The sequence below is a fragment of the Cloacibacterium sp. Arc13 genome (assembly GCF_041431305.1).
Taxonomy (GTDB): domain Bacteria; phylum Bacteroidota; class Bacteroidia; order Flavobacteriales; family Weeksellaceae; genus Cloacibacterium; species Cloacibacterium caeni_B.
Map to the genome: position 1 here is coordinate 24,588 of NZ_JASMRM010000010.1, position 15,859 is coordinate 40,446.

The 15,859-nt window shown below is 32.2% G+C and carries 16 protein-coding genes and 2 tRNA genes; 7 read left to right on the forward strand and 11 right to left on the reverse strand.

What is annotated here, in order from left to right; all coding sequences use genetic code 11:
- Positions 1–42 precede the first annotated feature (42 nt).
- The 3 genes from QO190_RS08650 to QO190_RS08660 form a co-directional block, all read right to left on the reverse strand.
- On the reverse strand, positions 43–2,328 hold the full coding sequence (locus QO190_RS08650; protein WP_371462643.1) for an NADP-dependent malic enzyme: 2,286 nt from the start codon (positions 2,326–2,328) through the stop codon (positions 43–45).
- A gap of 61 nt (positions 2,329–2,389) precedes the next feature.
- Positions 2,390–3,253, reverse strand: a complete 864-nt coding sequence (locus QO190_RS08655; RefSeq protein WP_371462642.1) for a BadF/BadG/BcrA/BcrD ATPase family protein — start codon at positions 3,251–3,253, stop codon at positions 2,390–2,392.
- A 39-nt stretch (positions 3,254–3,292) separates the two neighbouring features.
- Positions 3,293–3,547, reverse strand: coding sequence for a hypothetical protein (locus tag QO190_RS08660; protein ID WP_371462640.1), 255 nt, complete (start codon positions 3,545–3,547; stop codon positions 3,293–3,295).
- 217 nt (positions 3,548–3,764) lie between these two features.
- Between QO190_RS08660 and QO190_RS08665 the strand changes: the two genes are divergently transcribed.
- From QO190_RS08665 to QO190_RS08685, 5 genes are all read left to right on the forward strand, one after another.
- Complete coding sequence (locus QO190_RS08665) at positions 3,765–4,223, forward strand: GtrA family protein (RefSeq protein WP_371462638.1); 459 nt, start codon at positions 3,765–3,767, stop codon at positions 4,221–4,223.
- A 4-nt stretch (positions 4,224–4,227) separates the two neighbouring features.
- Positions 4,228–4,950, forward strand: coding sequence for a lysophospholipid acyltransferase family protein (locus QO190_RS08670; protein WP_371462636.1), 723 nt, complete (start codon positions 4,228–4,230; stop codon positions 4,948–4,950).
- 90 nt (positions 4,951–5,040) lie between these two features.
- Positions 5,041–6,312, forward strand: a complete 1,272-nt coding sequence (locus QO190_RS08675) for an MFS transporter (protein ID WP_371462634.1) — start codon at positions 5,041–5,043, stop codon at positions 6,310–6,312.
- Position 6,313: 1 nt separating this feature from the next.
- Positions 6,314–7,267 carry an ROK family protein gene (locus QO190_RS08680; RefSeq protein WP_371462632.1) on the forward strand — a complete coding sequence of 318 codons (954 nt, stop codon included), beginning with the start codon at positions 6,314–6,316 and terminating at the stop codon, positions 7,265–7,267.
- Positions 7,261–8,298 (forward strand): DUF3810 domain-containing protein, encoded by a 1,038-nt coding sequence (locus QO190_RS08685; protein WP_371462630.1) that lies wholly within the window; start codon positions 7,261–7,263, stop codon positions 8,296–8,298. The genes QO190_RS08680 and QO190_RS08685 overlap by 7 nt, the downstream gene beginning before the upstream one ends.
- A gap of 307 nt (positions 8,299–8,605) precedes the next feature.
- On the opposite strand, the gene QO190_RS08690 is transcribed toward QO190_RS08685, so the two are convergent.
- The 5 genes from QO190_RS08690 to greA all read right to left on the reverse strand — a co-directional run bounded on the left by QO190_RS08690 (position 8,606) and on the right by greA (position 12,191).
- Positions 8,606–8,679: transfer RNA gene (locus tag QO190_RS08690), tRNA-Met, on the reverse strand.
- Positions 8,680–8,723: 44 nt separating this feature from the next.
- Positions 8,724–10,013, reverse strand: a complete 1,290-nt coding sequence (locus QO190_RS08695; RefSeq protein WP_371462628.1) for a TlpA family protein disulfide reductase — start codon at positions 10,011–10,013, stop codon at positions 8,724–8,726.
- A gap of 52 nt (positions 10,014–10,065) precedes the next feature.
- On the reverse strand, positions 10,066–11,253 hold the full coding sequence (gene clpX / locus QO190_RS08700) for an ATP-dependent Clp protease ATP-binding subunit ClpX (protein WP_371462626.1): 1,188 nt from the start codon (positions 11,251–11,253) through the stop codon (positions 10,066–10,068).
- Between the two features lie 55 nt (positions 11,254–11,308).
- On the reverse strand, positions 11,309–11,698 hold the full coding sequence (locus QO190_RS08705; protein ID WP_213196797.1) for an HIT family protein: 390 nt from the start codon (positions 11,696–11,698) through the stop codon (positions 11,309–11,311).
- 25 nt (positions 11,699–11,723) lie between these two features.
- Positions 11,724–12,191: a transcription elongation factor GreA gene (greA, locus tag QO190_RS08710; RefSeq protein WP_069797966.1), complete on the reverse strand. Its 468-nt coding sequence runs from the start codon at positions 12,189–12,191 to the stop codon at positions 11,724–11,726.
- 99 nt (positions 12,192–12,290) lie between these two features.
- Between greA and QO190_RS08715 the strand changes: the two genes are divergently transcribed.
- Together QO190_RS08715 and dtd are read left to right on the forward strand one after the other, a co-directional pair.
- Positions 12,291–12,758 (forward strand): hypothetical protein, encoded by a 468-nt coding sequence (locus QO190_RS08715; protein ID WP_245993177.1) that lies wholly within the window; start codon positions 12,291–12,293, stop codon positions 12,756–12,758.
- A 9-nt stretch (positions 12,759–12,767) separates the two neighbouring features.
- On the forward strand, positions 12,768–13,217 hold the full coding sequence (dtd, locus tag QO190_RS08720; RefSeq protein WP_371462623.1) for a D-aminoacyl-tRNA deacylase: 450 nt from the start codon (positions 12,768–12,770) through the stop codon (positions 13,215–13,217).
- Positions 13,218–13,274: 57 nt separating this feature from the next.
- On the opposite strand, the gene QO190_RS08725 is transcribed toward dtd, so the two are convergent.
- The 3 genes from QO190_RS08725 to QO190_RS08735 form a co-directional block, all read right to left on the reverse strand.
- Positions 13,275–13,350: transfer RNA gene (locus QO190_RS08725), tRNA-His, on the reverse strand.
- A gap of 38 nt (positions 13,351–13,388) precedes the next feature.
- Positions 13,389–14,108 carry a bacillithiol biosynthesis deacetylase BshB1 gene (bshB1, locus tag QO190_RS08730; protein ID WP_069797920.1) on the reverse strand — a complete coding sequence of 240 codons (720 nt, stop codon included), beginning with the start codon at positions 14,106–14,108 and terminating at the stop codon, positions 13,389–13,391.
- 79 nt (positions 14,109–14,187) lie between these two features.
- Positions 14,188–15,849 carry a hypothetical protein gene (locus QO190_RS08735; protein ID WP_371462620.1) on the reverse strand — a complete coding sequence of 554 codons (1,662 nt, stop codon included), beginning with the start codon at positions 15,847–15,849 and terminating at the stop codon, positions 14,188–14,190.
- Positions 15,850–15,859: the final 10 nt, after the last annotated feature.

The following is a 15,859-nucleotide window of genomic DNA, read 5'->3' on the forward strand; positions in this document are numbered from 1 at the left end:
ATTTTAACAATAAAAAAACCGAGAAAATTCTCGGTTTAAATATTATTGATTTTCGCGCATTTGAGCATCTAAAACGGCTATAGTTGCCAAGTTTACAATTTCATCTACACTTGCTCGCATTTGTAAAACGTGAACAGGTTGTTTTAGTCCTAATAAAATAGGTCCTACTACTTGTGCTACTTTCATTCCTCTGATAATTTTATAAGAAAGATTAGCACTTTCTAGATTCGGGAAGATAAAAGTATTGGCTGGAGTTTTTCCTAATTTTGAGAAAGGATAATCCTGAAGATGATCTGCACTCATTGCAAAATCTGGCTGAAACTCTCCATCTACAATCATATCTGGATATTTTTGATGTAGAATATTCACTGCTTTTGCTACTTTTTTAGAAGTCTCAGAATTGGCCGAGAAATTTTCATAAGAAAGCATGGCAATTCTTGGTTGAATTGCGAAAGATTTAATCGCAAACTCTGCCATCTTCGCGATGTTGGCCATTTCTTCTGGTGTAGGATTTACATGGATAGAAGTATCAGCAAAGAAATAAGGCTTTTTATCTGATAAAATCATCATCATAGATGCAATTTTATCTACTCCTTTTGCTTTTTCTATAATTTCTAAAACAGGTCTCAGAACGGTTCTGTAATTTTTAGAATATCCTACAATGAGTGCATCCGTGTCACCATGTTGCAACATGAGTGGTCCAAAATAATCTCTGTTTCTTACCAATCTTTTGGCAATATATTCATTTACCCCTTTTCTATTGCGAAGTCTCCAGAGCGTTTCTCTGTATTTTTTACGATTTTCGTCTTGGTCATCATCCATTGGATCTACAATCGGAACATCTAAATGAATTCCGAATTTTTCCATTTGTTCTTTGATGAATTTTTTCTCTCCTAATAAAATAGGATGAGCAATTCCTTCTTCATAAAGAATTTGAGCAGCCTTCAGTACATTATATTCTTCAGCATTTCCTAGCGTAACACGTTTTGGGTTAGAACGCGCTCTGTTTTGCATCATTCTGATGAGTTTTTCATCTCTACCCATTCTGTCTAGCAACTGATTTTCATATTCTTCAAAATCGGCAATCGGTTTTCTAGAAATTCCGCTTTCCATAGCCGCTTTTGCTACTGCAATGGAAACTTTGGTTAATAATCTATTATCAAATGGTTTCGGAATGAAATATTCTCTACCAAATCCTATATTTTTAACATTGTAAGCCAATTTCACCATTTCAGGAACCGGCTCTTTTGCTAATTCTGCGATTGCTTTTACAGCAGCCAATTTCATTTCTTCATTAATTCCAGTAGCTTGTACATCTAATGCACCTCTGAAAATATATGGGAAACCAAGAACGTTATTCACCTGATTAGGAAAATCACTTCTACCAGTTGCCATAATAACATCTGGTCTCGTTGCGATGGCAAGATTATAGTCAATCTCTGGAGTAGGATTTGCCAAAGCAAAAACCACAGGATTTTCCGCCATTGAACTAAGCATTTTTGCAGTCATAACATCTCCTTTAGACAAACCAACAAAAACATCTGCTCCCTCTAAAGCTTGTTCCAACGTAGAAATATCTGTTTGTGCTATAAAATCTAATTTTTCTGGAGTAAGATTTTCTCTCTTATGATTAATTACTCCTTTAGAATCACACATCAATACGTTTTCTTTTTTAAGACCTAGTGCAATGTATAATTTGGTACAAGCAATTGCTGCTGCTCCTGCTCCATTTACCACCATTTTCACCTCATCTATTTTTTTATCTGCCAATTCTAAAGCATTAATTAATGCTGCTGCAGAAATGATGGCAGTTCCGTGTTGGTCATCATGCATCAAAGGAATATTAAGCTCTTCTTTCAGTCTTTGTTCTATGTAGAAAGCTTCTGGCGCTTTGATATCTTCTAAATTGATTCCTCCAAAAGTGGGCGAAATTCCTTTAACGATTTCTATAAATTTGTCTGGATCTTTTTCGTTAATCTCAATATCAAAAACATTGATATCTGCAAAGATTTTAAACAATAATCCTTTTCCTTCCATTACTGGTTTAGAAGCTTCTGCACCGATGTCTCCCAATCCTAAAACCGCAGTCCCATTTGAAATTACGGCTACTAAGTTTCCTTTGGTGGTATATTCATATATAGTAGAAGGATTTTTTTCGATTTCTAAGCAAGGTTCTGCTACACCTGGTGAATATGCTAATGATAAATCTCTCTGCGAAGAGTGAGGTTTAGAGGGAATGACTTCTATTTTTCCTTTAGGTTCATTTCTGTGATAATCAAGCGCTGCGTTTCTAAATTGCTCTTGATCTCTATGCGTTTTATTTGACATAAATTTTTAAAAATTTAATTAAAAGTAAATTCTATATTAAAAAAAGAAGAGGAAATATTTTTTATTCCTCTTGATTGAAAATGTATTTTTTATGATACTCTACTAGGCTTTCTATAGGTCTTTGTACAATTTTTCCTACGGTAAGATTAAGTTCTGCGGCGGCAGATCTCAAAATATCTTCGTACACAAAAGCGATAGAACCAATAAAGTTAATCTCTGCTTCTCTGGCTTCTTCATAAGGAAGCACTTGATATTCAAAGAAATTTTTCATCTCATCAAATATCATATTTTGAAAATATGGATGTGATTTTTTGAGGACTACAAATTTATTAAATTCTGCGAGATAAGCATTAGCTCTAGGATTGTGATACATATTTCTGATGGCATCTTCTATGGTAAGATGATAAGTAGCCATGAAATCTTCGTGTAAATCTTTGGGTAATTTTTTCATGAAAAATCTGCGCAACAATTGTTTACCAAGCGCAGAACCACTTCCTTCGTCACCAATTAAAAAACCTAGTGATGGCAAATCTCTTCTTACGGTTCCTCCATCAAAAAAACAAGAGTTAGAACCTGTTCCTAGAATACAAACAATTGCAGGTTTACCATTGTAAGCTGCATAAGCAGCGGCTGTCATATCTTCTTTTACAATCACTTTAGCATGTGGAAATGCTTTTTGTAAATTAACTTCTACCAAAGCCGCATTTTCTGGAGTTCCGCAACCAGAACCGTAAAAATAAATTTCTTTTAAATGTTCTTTAAGAAAATACAGATGCTGATTCTTCTCAATTTCTTGAGGAATCAAATCTGCATTAATAATATTTGGATTAAAACCGAGTGTTTCGGTCTTTTGAGAAATCTTACCAGAATGATCTAGAATTACCCAGTCACATTTTGTAGAACCACCGTCAACAATTGCAATCATACACAAAGCGTTTAAATTGCTAAATTAGGAAAATCTTTTTTATTCTATGCTTTCCTCATCTTTTAGGTCTAGCCAATGTTCTATTTCATCTTCTAAATAATGAGTCTGTAGTTTAAGGGCAAACATAAAATCATCTGGCACAGAAGCTCTATCTCCAGTTTCTATGTCCCATATTTCGTCTGTGAGATTTTCGAATTCTGAATAAATTCTTTTGAAGCGGGGATTATGCTCTTCTAAGTCCTTAATTTTCTCTTGCTTAAACTGAAATTTTCTGTATGGTCTCGGTGTTTTCATACTTTTATTTTTTGATTTGGTGTGGTAAATATCAATGAACTCTCTGGTATCAAGACAAAAAAAACACTTTCATATATAATTGAAAATGAATTTTTTATCAGGTTTTGATGGCGTATTTTGTAATACTAAATTATATATTTTTTTGTTATAAAAAAATAATTAATGATAATTTATTAAACTTTAACATTTAAGTTTAAATTTGTAGTAAGAAAATTTTATGAAACAACTTTTATTAAAACAAAAGCAAGTTCTATTTTTTATTATTGCGGGAGGTTTAAGTGCGATTGTAGAAATTGGGAGTTTTAAATTATTCAGTGTTAATATCCCACGTTTTTATTCTAGTGAGACTAATTTTCACGGAATTCATTTTCCGTTGAGCAACATATTATCTACTACTTGTGGTATCGTTTTCAATTATTTTTTAAGTATTTGGTTTGTTTTCGAACGTGGGAAGCACTCTAAAAAAAGGGAATTTGCTTATTTTATGGTGATTTCTTTTTTCTCTACCATATTGAGTTTATTATTTTTCCAATTATTTTACAATACCATCTTTAGAGATAATCTAGACCTGATTATTTACACCTTCAGTCCACAGATTTTAAGTAAAATTGCCGCCATTGGATTGGTTTCTATCCTTAATTATTCGATCAAGAAAAACGTAATTTTTAATGGTTAAAAACATGAAAAGAGCACTTAATTATCTTTGGCGAGGCTGGATGGTTTTACTCGCTGGAATTTTACTTATTCTATTCTTTATTCCTGTTTATTTGCTCTCCATAAAAAAAGAACACTATAAATATGCTTACTTTTTCGTGAGACTTTGGTGTAAAGGTGTTTTTTACGGCATGGGTTTTAGATATGAACTCATTAATAAGACCAATAAAAAAATTGACAGAAACCAACAATACGTTATTATTGCCAATCACACTTCTATTGTAGATATTTTTATTCCGGTTTTATTATTCCCTCATCATCCTATTTGTTTTGTTGGCAAAAAGGAATTGGTGAAAATTCCTATTTTCGGTACTATTTATAAAAGAATCTGTGTAATGGTAGACAGAAGTTCGCCCAAAAGCAGAGCAGAAGTCTATGAAAGATGCGCAGAACGTATGGAAGAAGGAGACAGCATTGTGATTTTTCCAGAAGGTGGCGTTCCAGATGACACGTCTATCATTTTAGACAAATTTAAAGATGGAGCTTTTATTTTATCTAACAAACACCAGTCTCCACTTGCTGTTTTTACGATTGTAGGATTGAAAGAAATGTTTCCTTTTGACCATGGAAAAGGCTATCCAGGAAAAATTAAAATTTATTTTAATGAGATTTTAGAGCCAACAAAAAACATACAAGAATTGAAAGAAGTTTCACATAATCTTATTAAATTTACCCTTCAAAATAATTAAAAAATCTATTATATCATTTTGATAAAATAATAATATATTTGTTAGCATAATTTCTGCTCAGGATTTATAAAATAAATTAAAAACAAAAATATGGACACTAACCAAAACAAACAAAGCTATGCTTTACCGATTGCAATGATGTTTGCACTCTTTTTTATGATTGCCTTCGTTACAGGTTTACAAAATCCGATGGGAGTAATTGTAAAAAACCAATTTCAGGCAAGTAATTTACTTTCACAATTAGGTAATTTTGCCAATTTTCTTGCCTATGCTTTCATGGGAATTCCTGCAGGTTTAATGCTGCAAAAAATTGGTTATAAAAAAACTGCTCTTACTGCAATTTTGGTAGGTATTGCTGGTGTAGCAATTACTTTCTTCTCTGGTAAAATCGAAAGTTTTGCCGTTTATTTAATCGGAGCATTTGTAGGTGGTTTCTCTATGTGTATGCTAAATACTGTAGTAAACCCAATGCTAAATACTTTAGGAGGAGAAGGAAAAAGAGGTAACCAGTTATTACAATTCGGTGGTACTTTAAATTCTATGGGAGCTACTATCGTTCCAGTATTAGTAGGTTATCTAATGGGAGATGTAGCAAAAGCTACTATTTCAGATGCTAATCCAGCATTATTCTTAGCAATAGGAATTTTTGTTTTGGCATTTGTCGTATTATATTCAATGAGCATTCCAGAGCCACACATTGTAGCAGAGAAAAGCACAGAAAAAAATACACACAGTCCACTTTCATTCAGACATTTCGTATTAGGAGCAATTGCAATTTTCGTATATGTAGGTGTAGAAGTAGGAATCCCGAATATTGCTAATCTTTATATGACTGGTGATTTACAAATTAATGCTACCACTGCAGGAACTGTAGTAGGAACATATTGGTTTTTAATGTTAGTAGGAAGATTAACTGGAGGTGTTTTAGGTTCTAAATTTTCTAGTAAATCAATGTTAAGTTTCGCAGCAGTTCTAGGATTGGTATTTGTACTTTTAGCTATCTTCTTACCAAAAGACCAAATGGTAAGTATGCCTGTTTTCCAATCTGATATTTCTTTCGGATTAGCTCAAGTTCCAGTAAGTATTATGCTATTGGTATTATGTGGATTATGTACTTCTGTAATGTGGGGAGGAATCTTTAACTTAGCTACAGAAGGATTAGGAAAATATACTGCAGCTGCATCTGGTATTTTCATGGTGATGGTTTGTGGTGGTGGAATTATCCCGGCTGTTCAAGGTTATGCTGCTGATATCTTCGGATATGTACAGAGTTATTGGGTAGTAGTTATAGGAATTACTTATATGCTATTCTATGCATTAGTAGGAAGCAAAAACGTAAATAAAGACATTAAAGTTGACTAACATGAAAGAAAAATATGCAATTGGTATCGATGTAGGTGGTACCAATACCAAATTTGGTATCGTAAATAAAAAAGGTGAAATTCTAGTTCAAGACAGAATTAAAACCAATGAACATGATAACGTAGAAGCTTTTATAGATGATTTAGCAGAAAAACTAAATCCTATGATTGAGCAATATGGCGGCCCAGAAGCATTCGTAGGAATAGGAATGGGCGCTCCTAATGCTAATTATTATCAAGGAACGATAGAATATGCTGCTAACCTAAAATGGAAAGGCATTATTCCTATGGCTGAACTTCTAGAACAGAAATTCCACATTCCTGCTAAATTAACTAATGATGCTAATGCTGCTGCTGTAGGAGAAATGCAATATGGTGCTGCTAAAGGAATGAAAAACTTCATCACCATTACTTTAGGAACTGGAGTAGGAAGCGGAATTATCATTGATGGAAAAATCGTTTTAGGACATAACGGTTTTGCGGGAGAATTAGGTCACGTAATTGTAAGAAATGGTGGTAGAGAGCATAAAGGAACTGGACTTAAAGGTTCTTTAGAAGCTTACGCATCTGCAACAGGTGTAAGAGATACCGCTATTGAATTATTACAAGAAACTCAGCACTCGCCTAGTTTATTAGAAAATTATCCTATCAATGAATTAACCAGTGAAACCGTATTTAAATGCGCAGAACAAGGAGATTCTCTAGCCAATGAAGTTTTCGAATTTACAGGTCAAATTTTAGGAGAAGCTTTAGCTACTTTCGTGCATTTTTCTGCACCTGAAGCCATTGTACTTTTCGGTGGATTAACCAAAGCTGGTGACCTTATCATGAAGCCAACTAGACAAGCTATGGAAGACAACTTATTACAAGTTTTCAAAAATAAAGTTAAAATTTTGTACAGTGACTTACAAGAAGCAGATGCTGCAATTCTTGGAGCAAGCGCTTTAGTATGGTAAAATTTTTAAAAAATAAACAATCATTATTTTGGGCAGGCTTATTGTTTGCCCAATTTCTTTTATTCTATATCTTTTCAAAAAACGAAATAATCGTTCAGCAATTCACAACTTTTTTTCATTTCAAAAAAGAATTTCAAAATGAGCTTTTCTCTCATTTTATATTTTCTTTTGGGGATATTTTTTATATTATTTTCATCTTTTTCCTTTTACTTTTTCTTTTCAAAAGCATTAAGAATAGTAACTTTAGCGTTCTATTGATTATACTAAATATCTCTTATTTTATTTATCAAATTTCATGGGGAATGCTGTATTTCCAAAAACCTCTTTATGACAAAAATAAAGTAGAAATCTCCACCAAAGAATTAGAAAAACTTACTTTAAAATACATTGCATTAACCAATCAAGAAAGAAAAAAAATTGAAACAAAGTATGTATTCAAAATTAAAAATATTGAAGTATTAAAGTCAAGCATACTTCATTCTCAAAAACGCTTACCAGAAGAATATTATCCGTTTAAAACTTCAAACATTGACAACTTTAAAGCCAGCTTATTTAATCCAATGATAAGCTATACAGGAATCCTTGGCTATTACAATCCATTTACCACAGAAGCACAGTATAACGCGGAGTTACCGCACACTTACATTCCTTTCACTTTGTCTCATGAAAGTGCGCATCAATTAGGTTTTGCAAGGGAGCAAGAAGCTAATTTTATAGGCTTTCTGATTTGTAATAATTCTGGTAATTCTGAACTCAAATACAGTGCTTATTTATATGTAACTAAAAGTTTGGTAAATGCATTGCGAAATACTAATCCAGAGTTTGCTGCTCAAGCAAATTTATTTCTCTCTAAAGAAGTGAAAAGTGATTTAAAAAACGAACGATTATTCAAAGAAAAAAACGATTCTTTTATCGCCGAAATATTCTATTTTACCAATGATATTTTCTTAAAATCAAACCAACAAGAAGGTAGCGTTACTTACTCTTATTTCATTGATTTACTTGTGTTATACGAACGAAGAAAGGCATAAAAAAAGAATCACATCCTAGGATGCGATTCTAAAAACACAAATGATGAAAAAAAATTTATGCTTTCGAGCAATAGCTCATTGAAAGCGGTGTAAAAGTACATATTTCTTTTATACTAACAAAATTTTTTACATCTTTTTTCAACTAATTTTTATCATTATTTCACTATGAGACAATAAATTTTTTATTGACTAAAAATAGAATTAGAAAGATCAAAAAAAAATATTTTTCTTGTGAAAATAGAAATTTGATGAGAAATCATATTATAAAAAAAGCAATAAATATTTAGAATATTTATTGCTTAACTTGTAGCGAAGACGGGATTTGAACCCGTGACCTTTGGGTTATGAATCCAACGCTCTAACCACCTGAGCTACCTCGCCGTTTTTCGTGGTGCAAATATATAAATAATTTTAAAGTCTACAAATTATTTTAGCTGTAATAATTCTAAAATTTCAGAAAAGTTATCTGGGTTTGCTATAATCTTATTCTTAGCATCTACGATATAGAAAGTTGGTGTAGCATGTACGTTATAAGTATCTACATAACTGCTGTACCAACCTTTGAGTTCTGTATCATTAATCCAAGGCAGCATTTTTACTTTATCTGAATAAGACTTCGCATCAGAATCTAAAGAAAGTCCTACTACTTCTATATTTTTTTCTTTCAATTTATTATACTGAAGCACCATTTCGCCAATTTCTTTTTCGCAGTGAGAACAAGTAGAAGACCACAATATGATAATCTTTTTATCTGCTTTCACGTCGTGAAGAGATTTCACTTTAGTATTTACAGGATTTAAGAAAGTATTATTGGGAATAATCTTTCCAATTTCTATATTCGAATTAGATTTTATAGTATGGGCTAATCTATCATTGATGGTGCATTTTAGATTTTTGGCCTCTGTAAGATATTTTTCTTTTAAATCTTTAATGTTGTAAACATTAAAAACTTCAATTAATTCTGAAAGTATAGTTTGTCCGCGAGGTGTTTCTACATTTACAGTTGTAAGTAATTTATCTACTTCATCGCCTAAACTTGATCTGCTTGTATTGCTTAAAAAAACCATTAAAATTGGCTTGAGCAATGAAGAGGTTTCTAAGTAGTTTTGTGTATTATTTAAAAAAGAAACAATATCTTCATTGGTAATATTCTTTTTAGAGTTAGTTTCTTTTATATAATTTTGATAAGTCTTAAAATAATAGTTTAAAAAAGGGTGCTCATCTTCATTAAAAACAATTTCTTCATTTAATGCTGAAATTTCACTTTTTAAGGCACTGCCAAATGCAGAATTTTCTTTATAAAATGTTTGAATCTGATTAAGTGCAGGTAAAATTTGCTCCTTTTTTATTTGCTGGTCTTGAATAGCATAAAAAATCTTATTTGATTCATCTTTATAGTCTATTTGATTTACTTTATTGTTCTTTGTTTCGAAACTAAGGTCTATATCTTTATTTTCAGAAATAAAATTTAATGAGGTATTAGCCTGTGGAAAATATATTTTTAGCATACCCACATAATTTTTACTCACATTAAAAAACCAAACATTATTCTTTTTCTCTACTTTATCTAATAAAATATCTTTAGACCCGTTTAGCGAATAAAGATAAGCTTCCTTAAATAAAAAATCTTTTGGAGATTCTACCTTAATGGTAAATTGAGCTGAAATAAAAAAACTCAATAGTAAAAAAGGGAGGAATAAAAATTTTCTTTTCATGTTGTAAAGATATTCTTTAGTTTTAAAATATTACAAAATTCTTAAGTTAAATTTATGGTTCTAAAATATTTCCGCCATCTATTCTAAGTTCTTTTTCTAACTCATCTATTCTATACATATAATCCTCGAGAACCTTCTCAGTAGTACCTCTAAGACCTCTTGCTCCTAAACCCTTGTCAATGGTATAGTCTACAATTTTTTCAAGAGCTTGATCCGTAAAATCAAGTTTTACTCCGTCTAACCTAAAAAGCTCTACAAATTGATTAATGATAGAATTTTTAGGTTCTGTAAGGATTCTAAGCATTGTCTCTTTGGTCAGTTTATCCAAATGAGTAACAATTGGAAACCTACCTAACAATTCAGGAATAAGCCCGAAACTTCTTAAATCTGTAGCATTTAATTTTTCTAAAATATAGCTTTCTTCTTCTACTTTAGAATGTTTATCTGTACTGAAACCTATCGCTTGCTTATTGAGTCTTCTCTCGATGATTTCTTTAATTCCATCAAATGCTCCACCTGCAATAAATAAAATATTTTGAGTGTTTACTTGAATGTATTTTTGGTCAGGATGTTTTCTTCCTCCTTGTGGTGGAACATTTACAATACTTCCTTCTAGAAGCTTCAATAAACCTTGCTGAACGCCTTCACCAGAAACATCTCTGGTAATACTCGGATTGTCTGATTTTCTAGCAATTTTATCAATTTCGTCAATAAAAACAATTCCTTTTTCTGCTTTTTCCACATCATAATCCGCCACCATTAAAAGTCTAGACAAAATACTTTCTACATCTTCTCCTACGTAACCTGCTTCTGTTAAAATAGTAGCATCTACAATACAAAACGGAACGTTTAATTGCTTAGCAATCGTTTTTGCTAAAAGTGTTTTCCCCGTTCCTGTTTCGCCCACCATAATTATGTTAGACTTTTCTATTTCTACAGATTTATTTTCGTCTTTATTATGAAGAAGTCTTTTATAATGGTTATAAACTGCTATAGACAATTGTTTTTTGGCTTGATCTTGACCAATTACATATTCGTCTAGAAATTCTTTAATTTCTCTAGGTTTTTTAAGTTCTTCAATCGAGGTAACTGGCGAAAACTCATCTTCATGTAAACTTTCTTTTACGATAGCATGCGCTTGCTCTACACAGTTTTCACAGATAAATCCATTTTGTCCTGAGATTAAAATTTCAACTTCAGATTTTTTTCTTCCACAAAATGAGCATTGATTAGGATTCATTCTTTTTATTTTTGAAAAAACTCAAACTTCGCTATGAAATTTGAGTTAATATATTTTAAGAGTTAATTATTTTATTTTGAATTTCTTGATATTCTTCTGGTGAAAGTTTCAGCCTTTCGTTTCCAAAATTAAGGTCTTGCATGGTATTCATAGGAACCAAATGAATGTGCGCATGAGGAACTTCTAATCCTATCACTGCCACTCCCACTCTTACACATGGCATCGCTGCTCCAACTTTTTTGGCTACTTGTTGAGCAAATCCCCAAAGATTTTTAAAATCTTCTGATTCTAAATCAAAGATTAAGTCTACCTCTTTCTTTGGAATCACTAAAGTATGACCTTTTGCTAATGGCATTACATCTAAGAAAGCCAAATAATTTTCGTCTTCAGCGATTTTGTAGCAAGGGATTTCTCCGTTTACAATTTTGGTGAATATAGAACTCATAATTTGTAAATTTTAAAGATTAAAATTACAATGAAATTTCTAAAACTTCAAAAGAAAGTTTATTTCCATTTGGCAATACAATCTCCGCAGTTTCACCTACAGCTTTACCTAATAATCCTTTTGCAATAGGAGTATTTACAGAAATTTTCCCTGCTTTAATATCAGATTCATTATCTGGAACCAATGTGAATTTTTGTTCTTGTTTGGTCGCATTATTTTTAAGACGAACGGTACAAAGAATAGAAACTTTAGAAGTGTCTAATTGACTTTCGTCAATCACTTTAGAGTTTGCGATAGTATCTTTAATTTTAGAGATTTTCATTTCTAGCAAACCTTGCGCTTCTTTCGCTGCGTCATATTCTGCATTTTCAGATAAATCTCCTTTGTCTCTTGCTTCTGCGATTTGTTGAGTAATTTTAGGCCTTTCTATGCTTTCGAGTAGTTCTAACTCTGCCTTCATTTTTTCCAAACCTTCTTTGGTTACATAATTCATTACTTTACTCATATCTGGTTATTTTGCGTTAATGTTAATATAAAAAAATAATCCGACCTTTGCCGGACAATATTCATTAAAATTTCGAGTTACAAAGATATGATTAATTTTAATATGAAACCAAGCCTTTTAAAAATAATTATCCCAATTTTACTGGCTTTCAGCGCATTAAAAACGCTCAACTCTTGTTCTAACAGAGAAGAAACTACCAGTTGTTTTCCCAATCAATTTATTTCTGTTCAGCTCAATTTAAGCCTACCTTCTTATTATCCTCTTAACAATATTGGAGGCTGGATTTACGTCTCAGAACAGCAATCTGGAAACAGAGGCTTAATCGTTTATAGAACCAATGATGGTTTCAAAATTTATGATAGAAACGCGCCACATATTTGTCCATCTGCAGACACTACATTAGAAGTAGAAAATGGAAGTTTGGTTATTTGCAAAAAAGACAATGCAAAATGGTTTCTTAATTCTGGAGCGCCAGCTTCTGTAAGTCCTTATCCTCTGAAACAATATTTTTATAATTATAATTCTTCTACCAACATTTTAAATATTTATAATTAATTTAGAGGCATGAAAATAGTAGTTCAACGTGTAAAAGAAGCATCTGTAGTAGTAGAAGGAAAAATTGTAGGAGAAATTTCTCAAGGCTTGCTCCTTCTCATCGGCGTAGACGAAAACGATACTCAAGAAGATGCCAATTGGTTAATTAAAAAAGTGGTAGACTTAAGAATTTTTTCGGATACTGAAGGAAAAATGAACCTTTCTGTAAAAGATGTAGCGGGAGAAATTTTATGCATAAGCCAATTTACTTTAATCTCTGATTACAAAAAAGGCAACAGACCTTCTTATATAAAAGCAGCAAAACCAGAAAAAGCCATTCCTTTATTTGAATATTTTAAATCTGAGATTGCTAAATCTGGATTAAAAACAGAAAGTGGAATTTTCGGGGCAGATATGAAAGTATCTTTACTGAATGATGGTCCTGTAACTCTAGTTCTGGACAGCATCACCAAAGCGTAGAATTTCTAAAACATCCATAAAATAAAAAAGCATCCAGAATTAGGATGCTTTTTTTTTGGGTGAATGATGGGTCTCGAACCCACGACCTTCGGAACCACAATCCGACGCTCTAACCAACTGAGCTACAATCACCGTTTTTGCGTGTGCAAATATATAAAATTTTTAAAACAATTAACAAATAATTCCTTCAAAATTTTTAAATGCTAATAACTTTTCAGTTGTGAAACCTTCTGCATATTCTACTCCACTCAATCTTCCTAAATCTTGCGCTCTATAAGTTAGACTTTCTAAAAAATCTTTGGTCGCGATGGGAGTCATTGGTTCTGTGGAAGTTGGATCATAAAACTGAGTTTTATATGCTAAACAAGCTTCTATTTTTTTGTCTAAAAATCCAGAAATATCCATTACAAAATCCGGTTCAATATTTTTCCACTGAATGTAATGAAAAACTTGTTTTGGCCTCCAAAATTTTTGAGATTCACCTTCATAATCGGTTTTTATCTTAACCAATCCAGATAAAAAACACGCATCTGAAACTAATTTTGCGGCTTTCGCATGATCAGGATGCCTATCATCTATCGCATTACAAAGAACGATTTCTGGTTGATATTTCCTAATCATTTCAATAATTCTAAACTGATATTCTTGAGAATTGATGATAAAACCATCTTTCATTTTAAGATTTTCTCTAGCAGAAATTCCTAAAATTTCAGATGCGGTTGCCGCTTCTTGCGCTCTGGTTTCATTAGTTCCTCTTGTTCCTAATTCACCTTCGGTAAGGTCTATGATGGCTACTTTTTTTCCTTCGGAAATTAATTTTGCTATAGTTCCTCCACAGCCTAACTCTACGTCATCTGGATGTGCTCCTATTGCTAAAATATCTACTTTCATGGGTCAAAAATACAGAAATTAAAATTAAATTTTCAAATTTAGAATTAAAAAAAAGCTTCTCAATAGAGAAGCTCATTTTTTATTTCATTAATTCTTTCTGTAAAAGAAGTGAATTATGATCGTTTGGTTTCATTGCTAAAGCTTTTTGTAAAGCTTCATTTGCCTTTACTTTATCCGTAGTGTGTAACAAGTAAGCTACAGAATAGTAAGCTCCAAACAATGTTTCTTGTAAAGCTTGTTGTTCTGCTGGAGTTTTAGTTAATGCTACATCTATATATTTCTGGAAAGCTACAGCAGCTAATTCTTTATAACCAGCTTGTTGTAATGCATAACCTTTGCTATAATAAGCCGGTTCCCAAGTTGGAAGAAGATCATTCATCTTTTGCCAAGCTAGAGCAGCACCATCCCAGTTACTTACTTCTTGATAGGCCATTGCTAAATTGAACAATGCAGTAGTATCTTCTTTATTTGCAGCTACTTGTTTTTTAAGAGCCACGATATTATCATTAGAAGGACCTGCATCTGCTTTTGCTTGAAGTTCCGCAGCACCACTTGATGCTTTTGCGAATTCTGAATCCCAATCAAGAGTGTCATCTTTAGCAGCTTTCACAACCGCTAATTTTTCATTAGCTTTTTGCATTAAAGCGGCTTTTGCAGCAGCGTCTGCTTCTTTAGATGCTAATCCTGCATAAATCACAGCTTCTAAACCTGCATCACTCGGGATGATTCTAGATTGCTCTACTTTTGCATAATAAGTTTCTAGATTAGTTTTAGCGTTTGCAAAATCATTTTCATTATATTGCAAATAAGCTCTTAACTTGAACTTAATTGGATCATTTACTTTGTCAAAAACCTTATCTAAAGTCGCTTTAGATTCAGCAAAGTCACTATTAATAAAGTATAACTTCGCAATCTCTAATGCTGTACTTGGATCTTCGTCTGCATACTTTGTATAATTAATCAAACTCTGAGTAGTTTCCTCATGTTTTTGGAAAATTTTATTATACTGAGCTTGTGCTTTGTACGCTGGAGCATAAGTTGCATCGGTATTGATTGCTTTTGCAATATTTTCTTCTGCTTTTTTATATTGCTTAGCAGCCATCCACAATGTTGCCATTCTGTAGAAAACAGAAGCTTTATTTTTAGCAACTTCAGAAGCTCTATCATAAGCAGTCATTGCATTTCCTGGATCTCTAGTCAATCTAAAAGCGTCCCCTAAAGTATAATAATAATAAGCAGGAACACCGTATTTTTGTGCTTTTTCAATTGCTTTATTGATATAAGTAATGGCTAAAGCTGGATCATTGTTATTTTCGAACATGGTAAGCGCTTCTCCGATTCTATAAAGAACTTCTGCGTCTTTTTCTTTAGACTCTTTTGCAACCTGAGTAAGTTCAGTGATTGCTGAAGCTTTTTGACCTTTCCCTAATTTAATGGTAGCAAGACCAATTTTATTAAGATAGCTTTTAGAATCAATTGCTAAACCTTTATCGAAATTTTCTTTAGCTAGTTCAAAATTTGGTTCAAACTGACTTAAATATGAGTATCCTAAATAATAATAGTTTTCTGCAGTAGGTGATTTGGCAATCATCTGATTAAAAACTTCTTTAGCCTTTGCATATTTATGGCTATCTAAATTAATAATCCCTTCTGACACTGTTTGTGCGCTTGCAAAACTTAATAGAAAAGTTGCCGCTGCACCAAAAACTATTTTTTTAGGAAGTCCGAATCTATATTTCATTTTTCTATTT

Excerpts from the sequence above, each read along its gene's own strand:
- QO190_RS08650 (WP_371462643.1), bottom strand. The coding sequence starts at position 2,328 with ATGTCAAATAAAACGCATAGAGATCAAGAGCAATTTAGAAACGCAGCG.
- QO190_RS08655 (WP_371462642.1), bottom strand. The coding sequence starts at position 3,253 with ATGATTGCAATTGTTGACGGTGGTTCTACAAAATGTGACTGGGTAATT.
- QO190_RS08660 (WP_371462640.1), bottom strand. The coding sequence starts at position 3,547 with ATGAAAACACCGAGACCATACAGAAAATTTCAGTTTAAGCAAGAGAAA.
- QO190_RS08665 (WP_371462638.1), top strand. The coding sequence starts at position 3,765 with ATGAAACAACTTTTATTAAAACAAAAGCAAGTTCTATTTTTTATTATT.
- QO190_RS08670 (WP_371462636.1), top strand. The coding sequence starts at position 4,228 with ATGAAAAGAGCACTTAATTATCTTTGGCGAGGCTGGATGGTTTTACTC.
- QO190_RS08675 (WP_371462634.1), top strand. The coding sequence starts at position 5,041 with ATGGACACTAACCAAAACAAACAAAGCTATGCTTTACCGATTGCAATG.
- QO190_RS08680 (WP_371462632.1), top strand. The coding sequence starts at position 6,314 with ATGAAAGAAAAATATGCAATTGGTATCGATGTAGGTGGTACCAATACC.
- QO190_RS08685 (WP_371462630.1), top strand. The coding sequence starts at position 7,261 with ATGGTAAAATTTTTAAAAAATAAACAATCATTATTTTGGGCAGGCTTA.
- QO190_RS08695 (WP_371462628.1), bottom strand. The coding sequence starts at position 10,013 with ATGAAAAGAAAATTTTTATTCCTCCCTTTTTTACTATTGAGTTTTTTT.
- clpX (WP_371462626.1), bottom strand. The coding sequence starts at position 11,253 with ATGAATCCTAATCAATGCTCATTTTGTGGAAGAAAAAAATCTGAAGTT.
- QO190_RS08705 (WP_213196797.1), bottom strand. The coding sequence starts at position 11,698 with ATGAGTTCTATATTCACCAAAATTGTAAACGGAGAAATCCCTTGCTAC.
- greA (WP_069797966.1), bottom strand. The coding sequence starts at position 12,191 with ATGAATTATGTAACCAAAGAAGGTTTGGAAAAAATGAAGGCAGAGTTA.
- QO190_RS08715 (WP_245993177.1), top strand. The coding sequence starts at position 12,291 with ATGATTAATTTTAATATGAAACCAAGCCTTTTAAAAATAATTATCCCA.
- dtd (WP_371462623.1), top strand. The coding sequence starts at position 12,768 with ATGAAAATAGTAGTTCAACGTGTAAAAGAAGCATCTGTAGTAGTAGAA.
- bshB1 (WP_069797920.1), bottom strand. The coding sequence starts at position 14,108 with ATGAAAGTAGATATTTTAGCAATAGGAGCACATCCAGATGACGTAGAG.
- QO190_RS08735 (WP_371462620.1), bottom strand. The coding sequence starts at position 15,849 with ATGAAATATAGATTCGGACTTCCTAAAAAAATAGTTTTTGGTGCAGCG.